Here is a 14,729-nt window from a genome sequence, read left to right on the forward strand (position 1 = left end):
ATACGGCGGCGGCTGCGAAGAATGCCGAACGTGCAGGCCATCGATCGTGAACCGTCCCCGCCGACCACCACCCTCGGATTCGCCCTGTTCGCCACCCGCTGGTTGCAGGCACCGCTCTACTTCGGCCTCGTCGCCGCTCAGGGGGTGTACGTCTACAAATTCTTCAATGAACTCTGGGCCTTAATTCTCCGCTGTGTGACCGGGCAGGCCACTGAGACGTACGTCATGCTCGCCGTGCTCAAACTCGTCGACGTCGTCATGATCGCGAACCTGCTGATCATGGTGATCGTCGGCGGCTACGAGACCTTCGTGTCCCGCATCGGCCTCCAGGGCCACCGCGACCAGCCCGAATGGCTCTCGCACGTCAACTCCAACGTACTGAAGGTCAAGCTCGCCACCGCCATCGTGGGCATCTCCTCCGTCCATCTGCTCCAGATGTTCGTGGACGTCCACCGCACCTCGCACCACTCGCTGATGTGGGGCACGGTCATCCACATGGCGTTCATCGCCTCGGCGGCGATCCTGGCGTACATGTCGGGGCCGATGGCCGCGCAGGCCGAGCGGGCCCATCAGCAGACCCCCCACCACGAGCCCGTCCCCGAGGCGCCCGCCGCGAAGGTCTTCGTGCCGGCGCAGTCCGGCCCGCGCGAGGACGCGCCGAGCGCGGAGGAGCGGCTGCGTGCCGCCGGGTTCCCCGCCCGCAAGCTGCTTGAGGACTTCGACTCCGAGCACCCGCGCGCCTTCGACCGGGAGACCGTCGCCCGGCTCGGCAAGCTGGACTTCGTCACCGCCGGACGCAACGTGGTCTTCGTGGGAGCGCCCGGCACCGGCAAGACACACCTCGCCGTCGGGCTCGGGGTGCGGGCCTGCCAGGCCGGGCACTCGGTGCTGTTCGCGAGCGCGGCCGAGTGGGCCGCAAGGCTGGCCGCGGCCCGGGACGCCGGACGGCTCGCGCGGGAGCTGACCGCCCTCGACGCGCACGCCCTGCTGATCGTCGACGAGGTCGGCTACACGCCCTTCGACCCGGAGACCGCGGCGCTCTTCTTCCAACTGGTCGCGCACCGCTACGAGCGGGCCTCGCTCATCGTGACCAGCGACCGCCCGCTCGCCCGCTGGGACGAGGTCTTCGGCGGCCCCTCGGCCCTGGCGATGGCGGACCGGCTGGCCCACCACGCCGAGCTCGTACGGATCGAGGGCGAGAGCTACCGGATGCGCCGCGCTACCTCAGCGTGGGCAGACTGACGTTGTTGATCAGCGGTCCTTCGATGGTGAGTCCCTCGGTGACCAGGGACTCCCCACCGGCCACCGGGAGCGGCAGCGGCAGCGAGGGTGCCGCGGCGGCCGCGGGCGCGAGGGCCGTGACCAGGGCCGCGGCCGTCGAGAGAACGGCGACGGACAGGGCGGTGCGGCTGCGGGCGGTGCGCTCGGAACGCATGGGGACCTCAGAACCTTTCGGTGGGGGGAGGGCGGGCCGGCCCTGGTTCGCCGGGACCGGCCCCATGGAGTGCGTCAGACCTGCGGGGTCTCGACCACCAGCCCGGCGATGTCGACGCTGACCGCGGCGGCCTGCGTGGTGAAGGCACCGATCATCAGGGCCGCGGCGGCCAGGACGGTGGCGAGACGACGCGCTGTGCGCATGGGACAACTACCTCTCTGTTGCGCTCACTTGAGCGTGATCAGGACACCGGGTGGCTGCCCTGCGCCATGCGTCGCAATGCGGAAAGATCCGAAAGGTCCCTCAAGAGTCGGAAAAGCTCGGCGTGGCGTGCATGAGTCGCCGCGTACGCCCGGACGAGTGAGCCGGGCGGGCCGGCCCGGCCGTCCTCAGATCTGGTCGTCCGCGAGTTCGGCGACGCCCGTGATCCGGTGCAGCGGGTACGTCCGCACCTCGTCCGCCGTGTGGTCGTACGCCGTCACGAACCCGCCCTCGACCCGTACCGGCGCGATCACCCGCTGGCTCGCGGAGCCCTCGGCGTTGACGTAGCCGATCCACAGCGACTCGCCGGTCAGGACGGCGGCCTGCATGGTGGCGAGGGTCTCGGCGGGGGTGGTGCGGGGCAGCTCGCCGCCGGTCATCGCGGTGGCCGCCCCGCTCGGCTTGCGCGGTGTCGTGGAGGCGAGGTCGCCCGCCCGGATCGCGCGGACCGCGGCGGCCAGCAGCGTGGCGTCCGGCGTCGGCGGGCCGTCCGGGACCGGCTCGGGGGCCGAGCGCGGCGGGGTGCGGTGGGCGTCGGCGCGGGTGATCAGGACGTCGCCCTCCGCCGACTCTGCGGCCGGCGCGAAGCCCATCGCGCGCAGGCCCTCCAGCAGGCCCGCCGGGTCCGCCTGGGCGGCCAGCACGGTCGGCGCCAGCCGGCGCAGCCGCAGACCGGCGGCCCGCTTGTCGGCGAGGATCTCGTTCAGCACCGCGTCGTCGTCGCAGCGGACGTACGCCGACGCGGCGCCCACCCGCAGATGGCCGTGCCTGCGCGCCACGTCGTCGATCAGATACGCCAGCGGCTGCGGCACCGGGGTACGGGAGTGCTCGGCGAGGAAGGCGTGCAGGTCGGAGGCGCTGCGCCCGGCGTCAAGCGCGCGGCGCACCGAGCCCGGCGTGAACCGGTAAACCGTCGCGCCGCCCTTGGACTCGACGTCCGCGAGCACACCCAGCGTGTCGGCGAGCGGCCGCCGCAACGGCCCCGGCGCCACGGCCGTCAGGTCGGCCTGGAGCAGGACGTGGTCCAGCGGCTCGGGCAGCAGCGGGGCGAGCAGCCGGGCCGCGGCAGCGGAGGCGACGGCCTGCTCGACGGGAGAGAGCGGCTCGGACGGGCCCGCCGGGCGGGGGTGCTCGTGATGGACGGGGAGCTTGTCGCCGGGGCCGGTGGAGGCGCCGGCGGGCGGGGTCGGCCCCGCGGGGGTGGCGTCGTGAGTGGTCGCCGTGGTCGGGTCGGTGGTTGCCCCGGTCGGGCCGGTGGCCGACGGCCCGGTGCTCCGGCCCCGGCCTCCCGGCTGCCCGCCGGGCCCCGCCTCGGGCGCCCCCAGCAGCGCCCGCCCCTGCGCCGACAGTGCCCCTCGGCCCGTCACGCCGAGCAGTTCCGCCTCGTTCAGCGTCCACCGGGCGAGCCGGGCGCGCAGGTCGTCGTCGCGCTGCGGGCCGCGCAGCGGACGCTCCCAGCGCAGCCGGGCCAGCACCGACTCGGGCGCCGGGGACGCGCCCTGCGGCAGTCCGGCGAGCAGCGTCAGCACCCGGTGCCGCACCTCGGGCGCGGCGGAGCGGTCCAGGCCGGGGCCCAGCGCCGACAACGTACGGTCCTTGGCGTCCCGCCCGCCGACCACGCCCGCCGTCCGCGTCGCCGCGAGCCACGACTCCGCGAGCCGGGCCCAGCGCTCGGCGGCGGGCTGCTCCAGCCACTCGTCGTAGGCGGGCGTCGCCGCGAACCGTTCGTCGGCCTCGCCGTCGGAGGCCAGCAGGCCCGCCGCGTAGGCGAGTTCGGTCCAGAAGGCGGCCACCGGCTCGGGCACGTCGAGGGCGACGGCGGTGCGCTTGAGGTCGCGCACGCTCAGACCGCCGGCGCGCAGCACCGCGGGCCCGCCCTCGTGCCAGTCCTTCAGCAGCTCCTCGACGGTGGCCAGCGCGGTGTACGCCTGCCCCGCCGCCGTCGTGTCCACAACCTGTGGACCGTGCGTCGAGGCCGGCTCGACGGGCGGCGGCAGCGGCTCGGTGGCGCGGTGCGCGCGGCCGGAGCGCAGGTGCAGGGCCACCTCGCGGGGGAGTACGACCGTGCCGGGCGCCGTCGGCAGCAGGAGGCCGCGGTCGAGGAGCCAGCGCAGGCGGGCCGCGGGGTCGGCGGTGACCTGGCCGTACGGCGGCCCCCAGACCAGCCGGGCGAGGACCTCGCGGGACTCCTCCGGGGCGTGGGCGAGCAGCGCCGTCATGCGTGTGCGGTCGGTGAACAGCGCGGTGAGCGCCGACACCGCGGACACCGCGTCGTGGGTCGACGGCAGCCCGGCCGTGGTGACGATCTCCTGGATACGGCCCGGCGACATGCCCGCCGTCGCCTCCTGCACGGTCGGCCCGAGGCCCGTGGGGGAGGGGTGCTGCGGGGAGGGCGTGAGCAGCTCGCGCGCCGTGCGCACCAGGCGCAGCCGGTCGTCGGCGCCCCACACCAGGGCCTGCTCGCGCAGGGTGCCCAGGGCGTGCGGCAGCGCTCCGGTGACCACCGGGTCGCCCTCGTCGCCGGCCATCAGGGCGAGCAGCTCGTCGTAAGTCGCCGGGTCCGTCGCCACGGCCAGCGCCTCCGCCGTCTGCAACGCGAAACGGTCCAGCCGCTCCAGGGCGCGCACCACCGAGGCCCGGGTGCCGGCGCGGGTCGCCAGCTGGGTCAGGTCGGTCGGGACGGGGGTGATGAGGTCGGGCCGGCTGCGCAGAAGCATGGTCAGCGAGGCGTCGTCCCGCACACGGAGATCCTCCGCGAGGGAACGGGGCGGTGTGGCCGGGTCGCTCATCCTGCCCACGTTAGCGGGTCGCCTCCGGCGGTCGGGCCCACGACTGCGAGGCCGGATCGGGTCCCCCGGGCGAACAGAACGTTTCGCAGATGACCCCCGGATGAACATCGTCCGGAGGATTCCAGTGTCCCTGGCAACACCTCGCCCCCACTGGTCACGCTGGGCTCCCGGTCAACTACTTCACGGCTCAAGGGAATTGGGGGACGCCATGAGCGAGCAGGCCGAGCAGTGGATCGCGATCCTGAGTCTCGCGTTTCCCGTGGCCGCGTTCCTGTGGGAGTTCGCCGTCGTCGGCCGCAAGCGGCTCGGCTACCGGGTGCAGATGGACACCCTCGCCGCGGACGCGGCCGACAAGCCGTACGCCGACGTGCTCGGGGACATGCGGCACGACGGCCACCAGCTCAAGGATCCCTCGTTCGTCCTGCTGCGCATCGAGAACGCCGGATCGACCAAGATCGTCTCCGAGGACTACCTGGCCGACCCCGCCGACCCCTACGGCATCAAGGTCACCTTCCGCGACCGCCGCGTCGCCGCCGTGGTCCTCACCGACCCCAGCAACAACGCGCTGCGCGACTTCTTCTTCGAGGAGGTCACGGAGGGCGACAGCGTCCGCACCGTCGCCAAGCCCGGCTTCCGCCGCAACAACAACGCGGTCGACCGCACCGGCACCATCAGGCTCCCGAAGGTGACGCTGCCCCGCGGCGCCGAGTACAAGGTGCTCGTCGTGCTGGAACGCTGGCCCGCGGACACCGGCACCGACCCCTTCCCGGACCCCGTCGTCCAGGGCACCGACGGACAGGAGCGCTGGTACGACCCGCTGATCCGGCTGCTGAGGCTGAAGGCGACCAGGACCGAGAGCCATGTCTTCGCCTCCCGGCCCGCCTGGTGGGTCATCTGGATCCTGATCGCGGCCGTCGCCGTACAGGCCAACTTCACGCTCTTCGTCCGCGAGGACAAGCGGCCCCCGCTGGACTGCGTCAAGGGCACCCTGTACCTGCACGGCTCCACCGCCTTCGCGCCCGCGGTCAGGGCCGCCGCCCAGGACTACCTCGCGCGGTGCGACGGCGCGGACGTGCACATCCCGCTCGCCGACGACACCTTCAAGGGCAGCACCGACGGCGTCACCGACCTCGACAAGGCCGGCAAGGAGGCCGGGATCCCCGTCGGAGAGGGCCTGCGCGACCACCTCGCCTTCACCGACGGCCTCGCCTCCGACGGCCACCCCCGGCTGATCCCCAGACCCGTCGCGCTCTCCGTCTTCACCCTCGTCGTCAACAAGGACGCCGGCGTGGAGAACCTGAAACTGGACCAGATACGGGACGTCTTCGCGGGCCGCGTGAAGAACTGGTCCGACATCGGCGGCAACGACGTACCCGTCCACCTGGTCAACCGCGACCCCGGCTCGGGCACCCGCAGCACCCTCGTCGCCAAGGTCCTCGCCGGCAAGGAACCGCCCCAGTTCACCGAGACCGACTGCGCCGCCCTCGACCCGAAGCGGTACGGCCGCTGCGAGGTCACCAGCACCGACACCATGCTGAACACCACCGCCTCGACCCCCGGCGCCGTCGGCTACAGCGAGGCCACCGCCGTGGCCGGCCACCGGGCCGCGGACGGGCTGGTCAAGGTCACGATCGACGGCAGGCAACCGACCGCGGAGGGCGTCGGGGCCACCAACTACCCGTACTGGCAGACCGAGTTCGCCTACACCTACGGAGAGGCCCCGGCCGGCTCCGTCGCCGCGGCCTTCCTGAACTTCCTCACCCAGCAGAGCGGCCGCGACATCCTCCGCGATCACGGCCACGGCCTGTGCTCCGAAGTGCAGAACTCGGGCGAGTGCCGCCCGGCCTGAGCCACCTCACCTGTCCTGTCCTGCGCTAACGTCGTCCCCCGGGCATCCAACGCACGCACCCCGGAGGGGACTTCGTGGGGATCGAGAGCGACCAGGTCGTCTACGAGTATCTGAGCCGCGTCGGCGACGTGGCGCAGCAACGGCAGCTGCCGTCGTCCACCCGTATGCGCCTGGTGAACGAACTTCGCGGCGAGATCGACCGGCGGCGTGCCAAGGCGCCCGTCGACAACCCCGCCGCCGTCCGCCGCATCATCGCCCGCCTCGGCACCCCGGACGAGGTCGTCACGGCCGCCGGGGGTACCTCCTCAGGGGGAGGCACCGCCTCCGCCCCGCGGCCGCCGGTCGCCCCCGTGCCCGTACAGCCGACGAGCCGCGACGAGGACGCCGGTGAGAGGCGCCCCAAGGGGCGGCTGCGCCGGATCGTGCCGCGCCCGCGGCCCGCCGAGCCCACCGCGGCCCGCGACGACGCGCCCGCGCCGCCTCATCTCGCGAGCACCGCGGACCTCGGCGACAGCGCCGTCCAGCCGGACTGGTGGCGGGTCGACAGCAGCCCCTTCGGCCCCGGCGAGGACGTCCCGGGGTTCGTCGGCGGCATCGAGATCCCGGAGATGCTCAGGCGCCCACCCGCGAAGGACGAGACGCCGAGGAAGCCGGAGCCCGTCGAGGAGCCGGCCGCACTGGAGAAGGCCGAGGAGGACGAGTCGAAAGGCCGCCGCCGCTTCCTCCGCCGGCCCACCCTGCCCTCCGGCCGCTGGAGCAACCCGCTCCTGCTCATCGCCGCCGCCCTGCTCGTCGCCGGCGCCGTCCTCGGCAACCTCCTCGCCCTGCTCCTCGGCTGGCTCATCGCCTGGGGCTCGCGCCGGCTCAGCGACGCCGAGACCAAGTGGGCGGTGATCATCCTGCCCGCCCTCTCCCTCACCGCGGGCGTGGTCTGGCTCTGGGGCCGCACCAACGACCGCTGGGGTGCCCCCATCACCGAGGGCCACACGAACACCGCGATCGCCGAAACCTGGCCCTGGGTCCTGAGGGCCGCGGCGGTGGCATCGGCCCTGTTCATCGTCTGGCGCTCACAGAAGCAGCGGTAACTCTCCGACGGGGGTCGAGGTGGCCCACCCAGGGGCGCGGGGAACTGCGCGACAAGCCACGAATCACCCGCAGCCGCCATGCGACGAGCAGGCCCGAGGCGCTGGGCGCACATCACACCCACCCGGCGTCTGCCGACACGGCCACCTGGGCACAATGGCCCATATGGCACTCACCGTCGGCTTCGACCTCGACATGACCCTCATCGACTCCCGCCCCGGCATCCACGCCTGCTACGTCGCGCTGGCCGAACGCACAGGGACATACATCGACGCCGACCTGGCGATCACCCGCCTCGGCCCGCCGCTGGAGGAGGAGCTGATCAACTGGTTCCCCGCGGAGCGGACCGCGGCGATCGCCGACCAGTACCGCGAGATGTACCCGGCGATCGCCATCACCGCGACGCCCGCCATGCCCGGCGCCCGTGAGGCGATAGCCGCCGTACGCGCCGCCGGCGGCCGCGCGATCGTCGTCACCGCGAAGTACGAGCCGAACGCCAAGCTGCACCTGGAACACCTCGGCATCGACCCGGACGCGGTCATCGGCAACCTCTGGGCCGAGCAGAAGGCCGAGGCCCTGCGCGAGTACGGCGCGAGCATCTACGTCGGCGACCACCAGGGCGACATCCGTGCCGCCCGCGCCGCCGACACCCTCGCGGTCACGGTGGCGACCGGGCCGTACAGCGCCGAGGAACTCGGCGCGCTCGGCGCCGATGTCGTCCTCGCGGATCTCACGAAGTTCCCGGACTGGCTCGCCGGTTACCTCGAGGCGCCGCGCGCCTGACGCCTTCCGGCCGCGATCGATCGGAACACTCCGGCGCCGGCGACGAGGAATCCGACGCCCATCAACATGCTCAATCCGAACATGTATGTCGGAAATGGCGTCGTGCCGAGCAGGAACGGGGCCACCGTGACCAGAGTGGCCACAGCACCGATGAAGAACAGGACCGCGCCGGCACGGATCAGTCGGTCGCCGGGAGCGGCGGAATTCGTTTGGGTTTTGTCACGCACCGGACCAGGGTAGTTCCCTGCGCGAGGGAACTACCGGGCGACGTCTTGTCACCCGCCCGGGGACCATTAGCCTTGGTACCGGCGGGTCGTGGTCGACCCGCTGTAGTGCTATCAAGAGCCGTTTTCCGAAGCAGTTTTCCGACGAGTACGAGGACGAGGACAGACGTGCCTACCGGCAAGGTCAAGTGGTTCAACAGCGAGAAGGGCTTCGGCTTTCTCTCCCGCGACGACGGCGGTGACGTCTTCGTTCATTCCTCGGTCCTCCCCGCCGGAGTTGACGGACTCAAGCCGGGACAGCGGGTGGAGTTCGGAGTCGTCGCCGGTCAGCGTGGTGACCAGGCACTCTCGGTCGTCATTCTCGATCCGACCCCGTCCGTCGCGGCCGCCCAGCGCAAGAAGCCGGACGAGCTCGCGTCCATCGTCCAGGATCTGACGACCCTCCTGGAGAACATCACGCCGATGCTGGAGCGGGGCCGCTATCCCGAGAAGACCGCCGGCAAGAAGATCGCCGGTCTGCTTCGCGCGGTCGCCGACCAGCTCGACGTATAGAGCGAGGACCCGCCGGGAACCTGGCGGATTCCAGGGATTTCTAGAGGAAATCCAGTGCACCCGGGCCGAGGGGCGGTACCAGTCCCTCGGCCGCGGCACGTGTGAGCAGTCCGCGTACGGCGGCATAGCCGTCCTCGCCGAGGTCGGCCGTGAACTCGTTGACGTACAGGCCGATGTGCTGGTCCGCGACGGCCGGGTCCATCTCCTGGGCGTGCTCCATGACGTAGGCGCGGGAGGCCTCGGGGTCGTCCCAGGCGGCGCGCACCGACGTACGGATGGAGTCCGCGAGACCGGTCAGCGTCCCGGCTCCCAGCGACCGCTTGGCGATGATCGCCCCCAGCGGGATCGGCAGCCCGGTGGTGTCCTCCCAGTGCTCGCCCATGTCGGCAAGCTTGTTGAGCCCGTAGTTCCGGTACGTGAAACGCGCCTCGTGGATGACGAGTCCCGCGTCGACCTTCCCGTCCCGCACCGCCGGCATGATCTCGTGGAACGGCATCACCACGATCTCGCCGACCCCGCCGGGGATCGTGTCGGCGGCCCACAGCCGGAACAGCAGATACGCCGTCGACCGCTCGCTCGGCACCGCGACCGTGCGGCCCGTCAGATCGACGCCCGCCTCCCGCGTCAGCACCAGCGGCCCGCAGCCCCGGCCCAGCGCACCGCCGCAGGGCAGCAGCGTGTACTCGTCGAGGACGTACGGCAGCACCGCGTACGACACCTTCAGCACGTCGAACTCGCCGCGCTCGGCCATGCCGTTGGTGATGTCGATGTCCGCGAAGGTGACGTCCAGCGCGGGGCCGCCGGGGACGCGGCCGTGCGCGAGGGCGTCGAAGACGAAGGTGTCGTTCGGGCAGGGGGAGTACGCGATCTTCAGCGGCTCACTGGTCATGTGGGTTCCAACTCTCCAGTACGGGCGCGAGCTTCCCGAAACCGTCCGCCAGCGCGGCCAGCGCGTCGCCGATGCGCCACACGGCGCGGTCGCGGGGGCCCACCGGGTTGGAGATCGCGCGCAGCTCCAGCACCGGCGTGCGGTGCGCGCCCGCGGCCTCGGCGACGCCGAAGCCCTCCATGGCCTCGGCCAGGGCGGTGGGGTGGCGCTCACGCAGCCACGCGGCCCGCACGGCGGTGCCGGTCACGGTGGAGACGGTGAGGACGGCGCCGGGGCGGGCGGCGGTGGCGGCCGCGATCTCCCGTACGAGTGCTTCCGGCGGACGGTGGGTGACGGTGCCGAAGCCCAGCTCGGTGACCGGCAGGAAGCCGTCCGGGGTTTCCGCGCCGAGGTCGGCTGCCGTGATCTCGTCGGCGACGACGAGCGAGCCGAGGGGGGCGTCGGGGGCGAAGCCGCCCGCTATGCCGGCCGAGACCACCAGGTCGAAGGGGGCGCCTTCGAGGGCGGCCCGGGTGAGGGCGGTGGCCGTGCCGGCGGCCGCCAGCGCGGGGCCGACACCGGCGGCGATCACCTCGGCGCCGGGCAGTGCGAACGCCCCGGCCACCGCGTCCCGCTCGGCGGGGACCGCGGTGGCTACGAGAACACGGACGACAGACGTGGTCAGCTGTCCTTTTCCAGCTTGAAGGACCACAGGCCCGTCACGTTCTGCTCGCCCTCCTTGATGGTCACCAGCGTGGAGTCGCCGCTGGCGCCGTACTGGGCGTTGAAGAACACGCTGCCCGGGACGGTGCGGTAGGTCTTGGTGCTGGAGTCGGTGAGCGGCTGGCCGTTCATCAGGATCGTCCAGCCCTCGTCGGCGATGTCCGGGTCGACACCGAAGCGCACGGTGTCGTCCGGGTCCACCTTGATGGACTCGATGTCCTTGTCCTTCAGGCACTGCGCCAGGTCCGTGGTCTTGAGGGTCTCGCCCTCACCACCGCAGGTGGCCTCCGAGTGCACGGAGGCGGTGCCGACGGTGACCGTGGCCAGCGGCGTCGGCTTGTCGCAGGCCGACAGGACGAGCAGTCCGGCGGAAACGGCGCCGGCGGCGGCGAGCGCGCGGCGGCGTCGCACAACGGATTGCAGCGTGGTCATGGGCGAAGGCTATCGGGCGCGTGCAGCCGTCCGACTACGTGGGGGGCGGCGTGCCGTATGTCACGACGGTGCCGGGGTGTGCGTCACCGTGCCGCCGCGACCGTGCCTCACCGCGTCGCCGGGACGCGTCAGCTCACCGGTGGGCGCGCGTGGCCGCCGTGCCGGGCCGAGCCGAGCAGGCCCTTGACGGTGGTCAGCCAGCCCGTGGCGACGATCGCGGCGCCGACCAGCAGCCCCAGCGAGCCCTTCAGCGGCAGCACGATGCCGATGGCGCCGCCGAGCACCCAGCACACCTGGAGCAGCGTCTCGGAGCGCGCGAAGGCCGACGTACGCACCAGCTCCGGCACGTCCCGCTGGATCAGCGCGTCCAGGGACAGCTTGGCCAGCGCCTGCGCGAACCCGGCGACCGCCGCGAGGCCGGCCACCATGACGGCGCCGAAGAAGATCGCGGCCGTGATCGCCACGGCCACCACGAAACCGACGACGGTCACGATGATGATCTCCGGCGCCCGGGACCGCAGCCACGCCCCGACCGACGTGCCCAGCGCGTTGCCGGTGCCGGCCGCGACCGCGACTATGCCCAGCGACACGGCGGCGCTCTGGCCGGACATCGGGTGCTCGCGCAGCAGGAACGCGAGGAAGAAGATCAGGAAGCCGGTGAGGCAGCGGATGGAGCAGTTCGCCCCGAGGGCGTGGGTGACGGCGATGCCGACCGTGCGCAGGCCGGGCCGCTTGACCGGCTGGCGGTGCGGCCCGTGCAGATGCTGCTCGTCGGCCGCGAGGAGGGCGGTGTCCTCGCCCTTGGCCGAGTCGACCTTGTGCGGCAGCGTGAAGGACAGGAACGTACCGGCGATGAAGATCACGAAGGCGCCGTACAGCGGCCAGCGCGGTCCGATCGCCTGGAGCCCCGCGCCGATGGGCGCGGCCACACCGGTGGCCAGGAGGCCGCCCAGGGTGACTCTGGAGTTCGCCTTCACCAGGGAGAAGCGTGGTGGCAGCAGACGGGGCACCACGGCGCTTCTGACGACCCCGTACGCCTTCGAGGCGACCAGCACCCCGAGAGCGGCCGGATAGAGCTGCAGATCGCCGCTGACGACCGCGCTGGACAGCACCAGGGCGAGCAGCGCCCGGGCCAGCATCGCGCCCGCCATGGCCGCGCGGCGGCCGTGCGGGAGGCGGTCGAGGAGAGGACCGATCACGGGGGCGAGGAGCGTGAAGGGTGCCATCGTGATGCCGAGGTAGAGCGCGACGCGCCCGCGGGCCTCGTCGGTGGGGACCGAGAAGAACACGGTGGAGGCGAGGGCGACGGTGATCATCATGTCCCCGGCGCCGTTCACGCCGTGGAGCTCGATCAGCTTGCCGAGGCCGGACTCGCCGGCGCCCTGCGCGTGCGTGGCCTTGCGGATTCCGCGCGCGGGGCCGGTGAGCGGGAAGTGCAGGGCACGGCCCACCGCGCGGAGGGAGCCGCCGATCCGGCCCGTTCCGCCACCTCGATTGCGGCCGCCCTTGGCCCCACCGACACCGGTGGCTCCCTGGGGCGACCTCGCGGTTGCCACGACGCAATAGTGCCCCGAGATGGGGGTGGGTAGTGCGGTTACGGCGCGTATGGAGGTCAAGCTCTCCTGCTCGGCGGGCGCCGCGGAGCGCCGAGAAGCAACGTCGGTGTAGGCCCAGCGGCCGCGAACAGGTAGCGTGCGTATCTCAGCCATCCCGCACAATGGATGACGTAGGTGCGCCCGAGCGCGATTCGGACGCGGACGTCGACGCGGCCCACAGGTCCGCTCCGTTCGCTCCGCCGCCTTCAGGCAGCCGCACCCGAGAGACGGCGTAGGAGAGAAGCGATACCTGTGAGCGCAGCGACAACGCGAAGCCGCACCCCCGACCGTCTGTGCGCCGAGGCCGTCGACCTCGCCCGCAGTGCCGCCGAGGAGGCCGCCGCGCCCGGCGTGGTGGGCGAGCACGCGGGACTGTCCTCCGAGGGCGACCGCGTTGTCACGCACTTCTTCGAGTGCAAGGAGCTCGGGTACCGGGGCTGGCGCTGGGCCGTGACGGTGGCGCGGGCGTCGCGGGCGAAGTTCGTGACGCTGGACGAGGTGGTCCTGCTGCCCGGCCCGGACGCCCTCCTCGCGCCCGAGTGGGTGCCGTGGAGCGAGCGGCTGCGTCCCGGCGACATGGGCCCCGGCGATCTGCTGCCCACGGACGCCGAGGACCTGCGCCTGGAGCCCGGCTACACGGGCGAGGACGAGCCGGCACCGAACGCGCCCGTCTCGGAGGAGATGGCGGAACTGGTCGAGGCGGAGGACGCCGAGGTCACCGCCGGCGCCCCCGCGAACCTGCCCATGGCCCCCTCCCGTGGCTCGATCACCTCGGTCGCCGAGGAGCTGGGCATGCGCCGCGCCCGCGTCCTGTCCCGCTACGGCCTGCACGTCGCCGCGGACCGCTGGGAGGAGTCGTACGGCGCGAAGACCCCCATGGCCCAGGCCGCCCCCGCGTCCTGCGTCAGCTGCGGCTTCCTCACCCCGATCGGCGGCTCCCTGGGCCAGGCCTTCGGTGTGTGCGCGAACGAGTTCTCCCCGGCGGACGGCCGGGTCGTCTCCCTGACCTACGGCTGCGGCGGCCACTCCGAGGCAGCGGTCATGCCCAAGCCGCCGCGCCCGGCTCCGCCGGTGATCGACGAGACCCGCGTCGACCCCTTCCCGCTGCGCCCGTCCCCGGACTCGGGGTCGGTGTCGGTGGGGGCGGACGGGGATTCAGCGGAGCTGGGGCACTCGTAGGCTTCGGGTTCTTGAAGTCGCGGACGCGGGCGACGAGTTCGGCGCACGCACCGAATCCGTCACTCCCGTCTGCGGGCTGATCGATAAAGCGAGTGCGGGTGTTCGAGTCGGCGCGGTAGGTTCCTGCCTGTTCGAAGGGGGACCACGTGACGAAGCTGAACCAGATCATCGCCGTCGAAAAGGGCGTCAAGAGCAAGTCGCTCCAGGACATCACCGCGGCGCACCACAAGGTGCAGAAGCCCGCGCTGCTGGCCGGTATCTCGCGTACGTACCAGCCGAAGGACGAGGAGGGCGAGCAGCTGCCGCCCGAGTCCACGCGCGTGCAGGTGCAGGCGGAGGACGTGCTGCGTGAGATGTCCGCCTCGCTGACCCGGCTGTTCGACGTGACCGCGACGAAGGACTGGGCCAACTGCTCGGCGCGTGCCGACGTCACGGTCGACGGGCGGACGATCGTCGCGGACGTACCGGTCAGCTACCTCCTGTTCCTGGAGAAGCAGCTCACCGACCTGCACACTTTCGTCAAGAAGCTTCCGACGCTCGATGCCGCCGAGTCCTGGTCCCACGACCCGTCCACGGACTGGTGGAAGACGGACCCGGTCCGCACGATCCGTACGAAGAAGGTCCCGCGCAACCACGTCAAGGCGGAGGCGACCGAGAAGCACCCGGCGCAGGTCGAGGTGTACTACGAGGACGTGCCCATCGGGTACTGGACGACCGTGAAGTTCTCCGGGTCCCTCCCGGCGCGGCGGGTCAACGAACTGGTGGAGCGGGTCGAGAAGCTCCAGCAGGCCGTGAAGTTCGCGCGCGAGGAGGCCAATGGCGCCGAGGTCACCGACCAGCGGGTCGGCGACGCGGTGTTCGGCTACCTGTTCGGCTGACGCCGGCCGCGGGTAGCATCCACGATCGCCCCCGCGTGCGAGCGCGGGGGTGCGCAACAGGCGCGGGCCGGGATTGAG

The 14,729-nt window shown here is 72.3% G+C and carries 15 protein-coding genes; 7 read left to right on the top strand and 8 right to left on the bottom strand.

What is annotated here, in order from left to right:
• Positions 1–21 precede the first annotated feature (21 nt).
• Positions 22–1,242: an IS21-like element helper ATPase IstB gene (istB, locus tag CP983_RS23690; protein WP_150501629.1), complete on the top strand. Its 1,221-nt coding sequence runs from the start codon at positions 22–24 to the stop codon at positions 1,240–1,242.
• On the opposite strand, the gene CP983_RS23695 is transcribed toward istB, so the two are convergent.
• From CP983_RS23695 to CP983_RS23700, 3 genes are all read right to left on the bottom strand, one after another.
• A complete protein-coding gene (locus tag CP983_RS23695; protein WP_150501630.1) occupies positions 1,220–1,435 on the bottom strand; it encodes a hypothetical protein in 216 nt (71 codons plus the stop codon). The genes istB and CP983_RS23695 overlap by 23 nt on opposite strands.
• 74 nt (positions 1,436–1,509) lie before the next feature.
• Entirely contained in the window at positions 1,510–1,638 is a 129-nt protein-coding gene (locus CP983_RS44980; protein WP_093746457.1) for a hypothetical protein, read from the bottom strand.
• A gap of 186 nt (positions 1,639–1,824) precedes the next feature.
• Positions 1,825–4,485 (bottom strand): helicase C-terminal domain-containing protein, encoded by a 2,661-nt coding sequence (locus tag CP983_RS23700; protein WP_150501632.1) that lies wholly within the window; start codon positions 4,483–4,485, stop codon positions 1,825–1,827.
• Positions 4,486–4,693: 208 nt separating this feature from the next.
• Here CP983_RS23700 and CP983_RS23705 point away from each other — a divergent pair, with 208 nt between their 5' ends.
• The 3 genes from CP983_RS23705 to CP983_RS23715 all read left to right on the top strand — a co-directional run bounded on the left by CP983_RS23705 (position 4,694) and on the right by CP983_RS23715 (position 8,200).
• Positions 4,694–6,334: a substrate-binding domain-containing protein gene (locus CP983_RS23705; protein WP_150501634.1), complete on the top strand. Its 1,641-nt coding sequence runs from the start codon at positions 4,694–4,696 to the stop codon at positions 6,332–6,334.
• A gap of 74 nt (positions 6,335–6,408) precedes the next feature.
• Positions 6,409–7,419 carry a hypothetical protein gene (locus tag CP983_RS23710; protein WP_150501636.1) on the top strand — a complete coding sequence of 337 codons (1,011 nt, stop codon included), beginning with the start codon at positions 6,409–6,411 and terminating at the stop codon, positions 7,417–7,419.
• A gap of 154 nt (positions 7,420–7,573) precedes the next feature.
• A complete protein-coding gene (locus CP983_RS23715; protein ID WP_107906051.1) occupies positions 7,574–8,200 on the top strand; it encodes an HAD family hydrolase in 627 nt (208 codons plus the stop codon).
• On the opposite strand, the gene CP983_RS23720 is transcribed toward CP983_RS23715, so the two are convergent.
• Positions 8,176–8,427, bottom strand: a complete 252-nt coding sequence (locus tag CP983_RS23720) for a hypothetical protein (protein WP_030958132.1) — start codon at positions 8,425–8,427, stop codon at positions 8,176–8,178. The two genes, CP983_RS23715 and CP983_RS23720, sit on opposite strands and share 25 nt — an antisense overlap.
• Before the next feature lie 165 nt (positions 8,428–8,592).
• Here CP983_RS23720 and CP983_RS44985 point away from each other — a divergent pair, with 165 nt between their 5' ends.
• A complete protein-coding gene (locus CP983_RS44985; RefSeq protein ID WP_107906050.1) occupies positions 8,593–8,976 on the top strand; it encodes a cold-shock protein in 384 nt (127 codons plus the stop codon).
• Between the two features lie 40 nt (positions 8,977–9,016).
• Here CP983_RS44985 and CP983_RS23730 read toward each other — a convergent pair whose 3' ends face one another.
• From CP983_RS23730 to CP983_RS23745, 4 genes are all read right to left on the bottom strand, one after another.
• Positions 9,017–9,865: a 1,4-dihydroxy-6-naphtoate synthase gene (locus CP983_RS23730; RefSeq protein ID WP_189748787.1), complete on the bottom strand. Its 849-nt coding sequence runs from the start codon at positions 9,863–9,865 to the stop codon at positions 9,017–9,019.
• The gene (locus CP983_RS23735) at positions 9,855–10,556 is read right to left on the bottom strand and encodes a futalosine hydrolase (protein ID WP_150501638.1); all 702 of its coding nucleotides are present in this window, start codon (positions 10,554–10,556) and stop codon (positions 9,855–9,857) included. The genes CP983_RS23730 and CP983_RS23735 overlap by 11 nt, the downstream gene beginning before the upstream one ends.
• Complete coding sequence (locus CP983_RS23740; RefSeq protein ID WP_176576617.1) at positions 10,526–10,999, bottom strand: DUF2771 domain-containing protein; 474 nt, start codon at positions 10,997–10,999, stop codon at positions 10,526–10,528. The genes CP983_RS23735 and CP983_RS23740 overlap by 31 nt, the downstream gene beginning before the upstream one ends.
• Positions 11,000–11,127: 128 nt before the next feature.
• Positions 11,128–12,555 carry an MFS transporter gene (locus CP983_RS23745; RefSeq protein WP_107906047.1) on the bottom strand — a complete coding sequence of 476 codons (1,428 nt, stop codon included), beginning with the start codon at positions 12,553–12,555 and terminating at the stop codon, positions 11,128–11,130.
• A 291-nt stretch (positions 12,556–12,846) separates the two neighbouring features.
• On the opposite strand from CP983_RS23745, the gene CP983_RS23750 reads away from it, so the two are divergent.
• Entirely contained in the window at positions 12,847–13,773 is a 927-nt protein-coding gene (locus CP983_RS23750; protein ID WP_125524981.1) for a DUF3027 domain-containing protein, read from the top strand.
• A 146-nt stretch (positions 13,774–13,919) separates the two neighbouring features.
• The gene (locus tag CP983_RS23755; RefSeq protein WP_030967569.1) at positions 13,920–14,651 is read left to right on the top strand and encodes a DUF7873 family protein; all 732 of its coding nucleotides are present in this window, start codon (positions 13,920–13,922) and stop codon (positions 14,649–14,651) included.
• Positions 14,652–14,729 lie beyond the last annotated feature (78 nt).

Source organism: Streptomyces chartreusis (assembly GCF_008704715.1).
Classification (GTDB): Bacteria; Actinomycetota; Actinomycetes; order Streptomycetales; family Streptomycetaceae; genus Streptomyces; species Streptomyces chartreusis.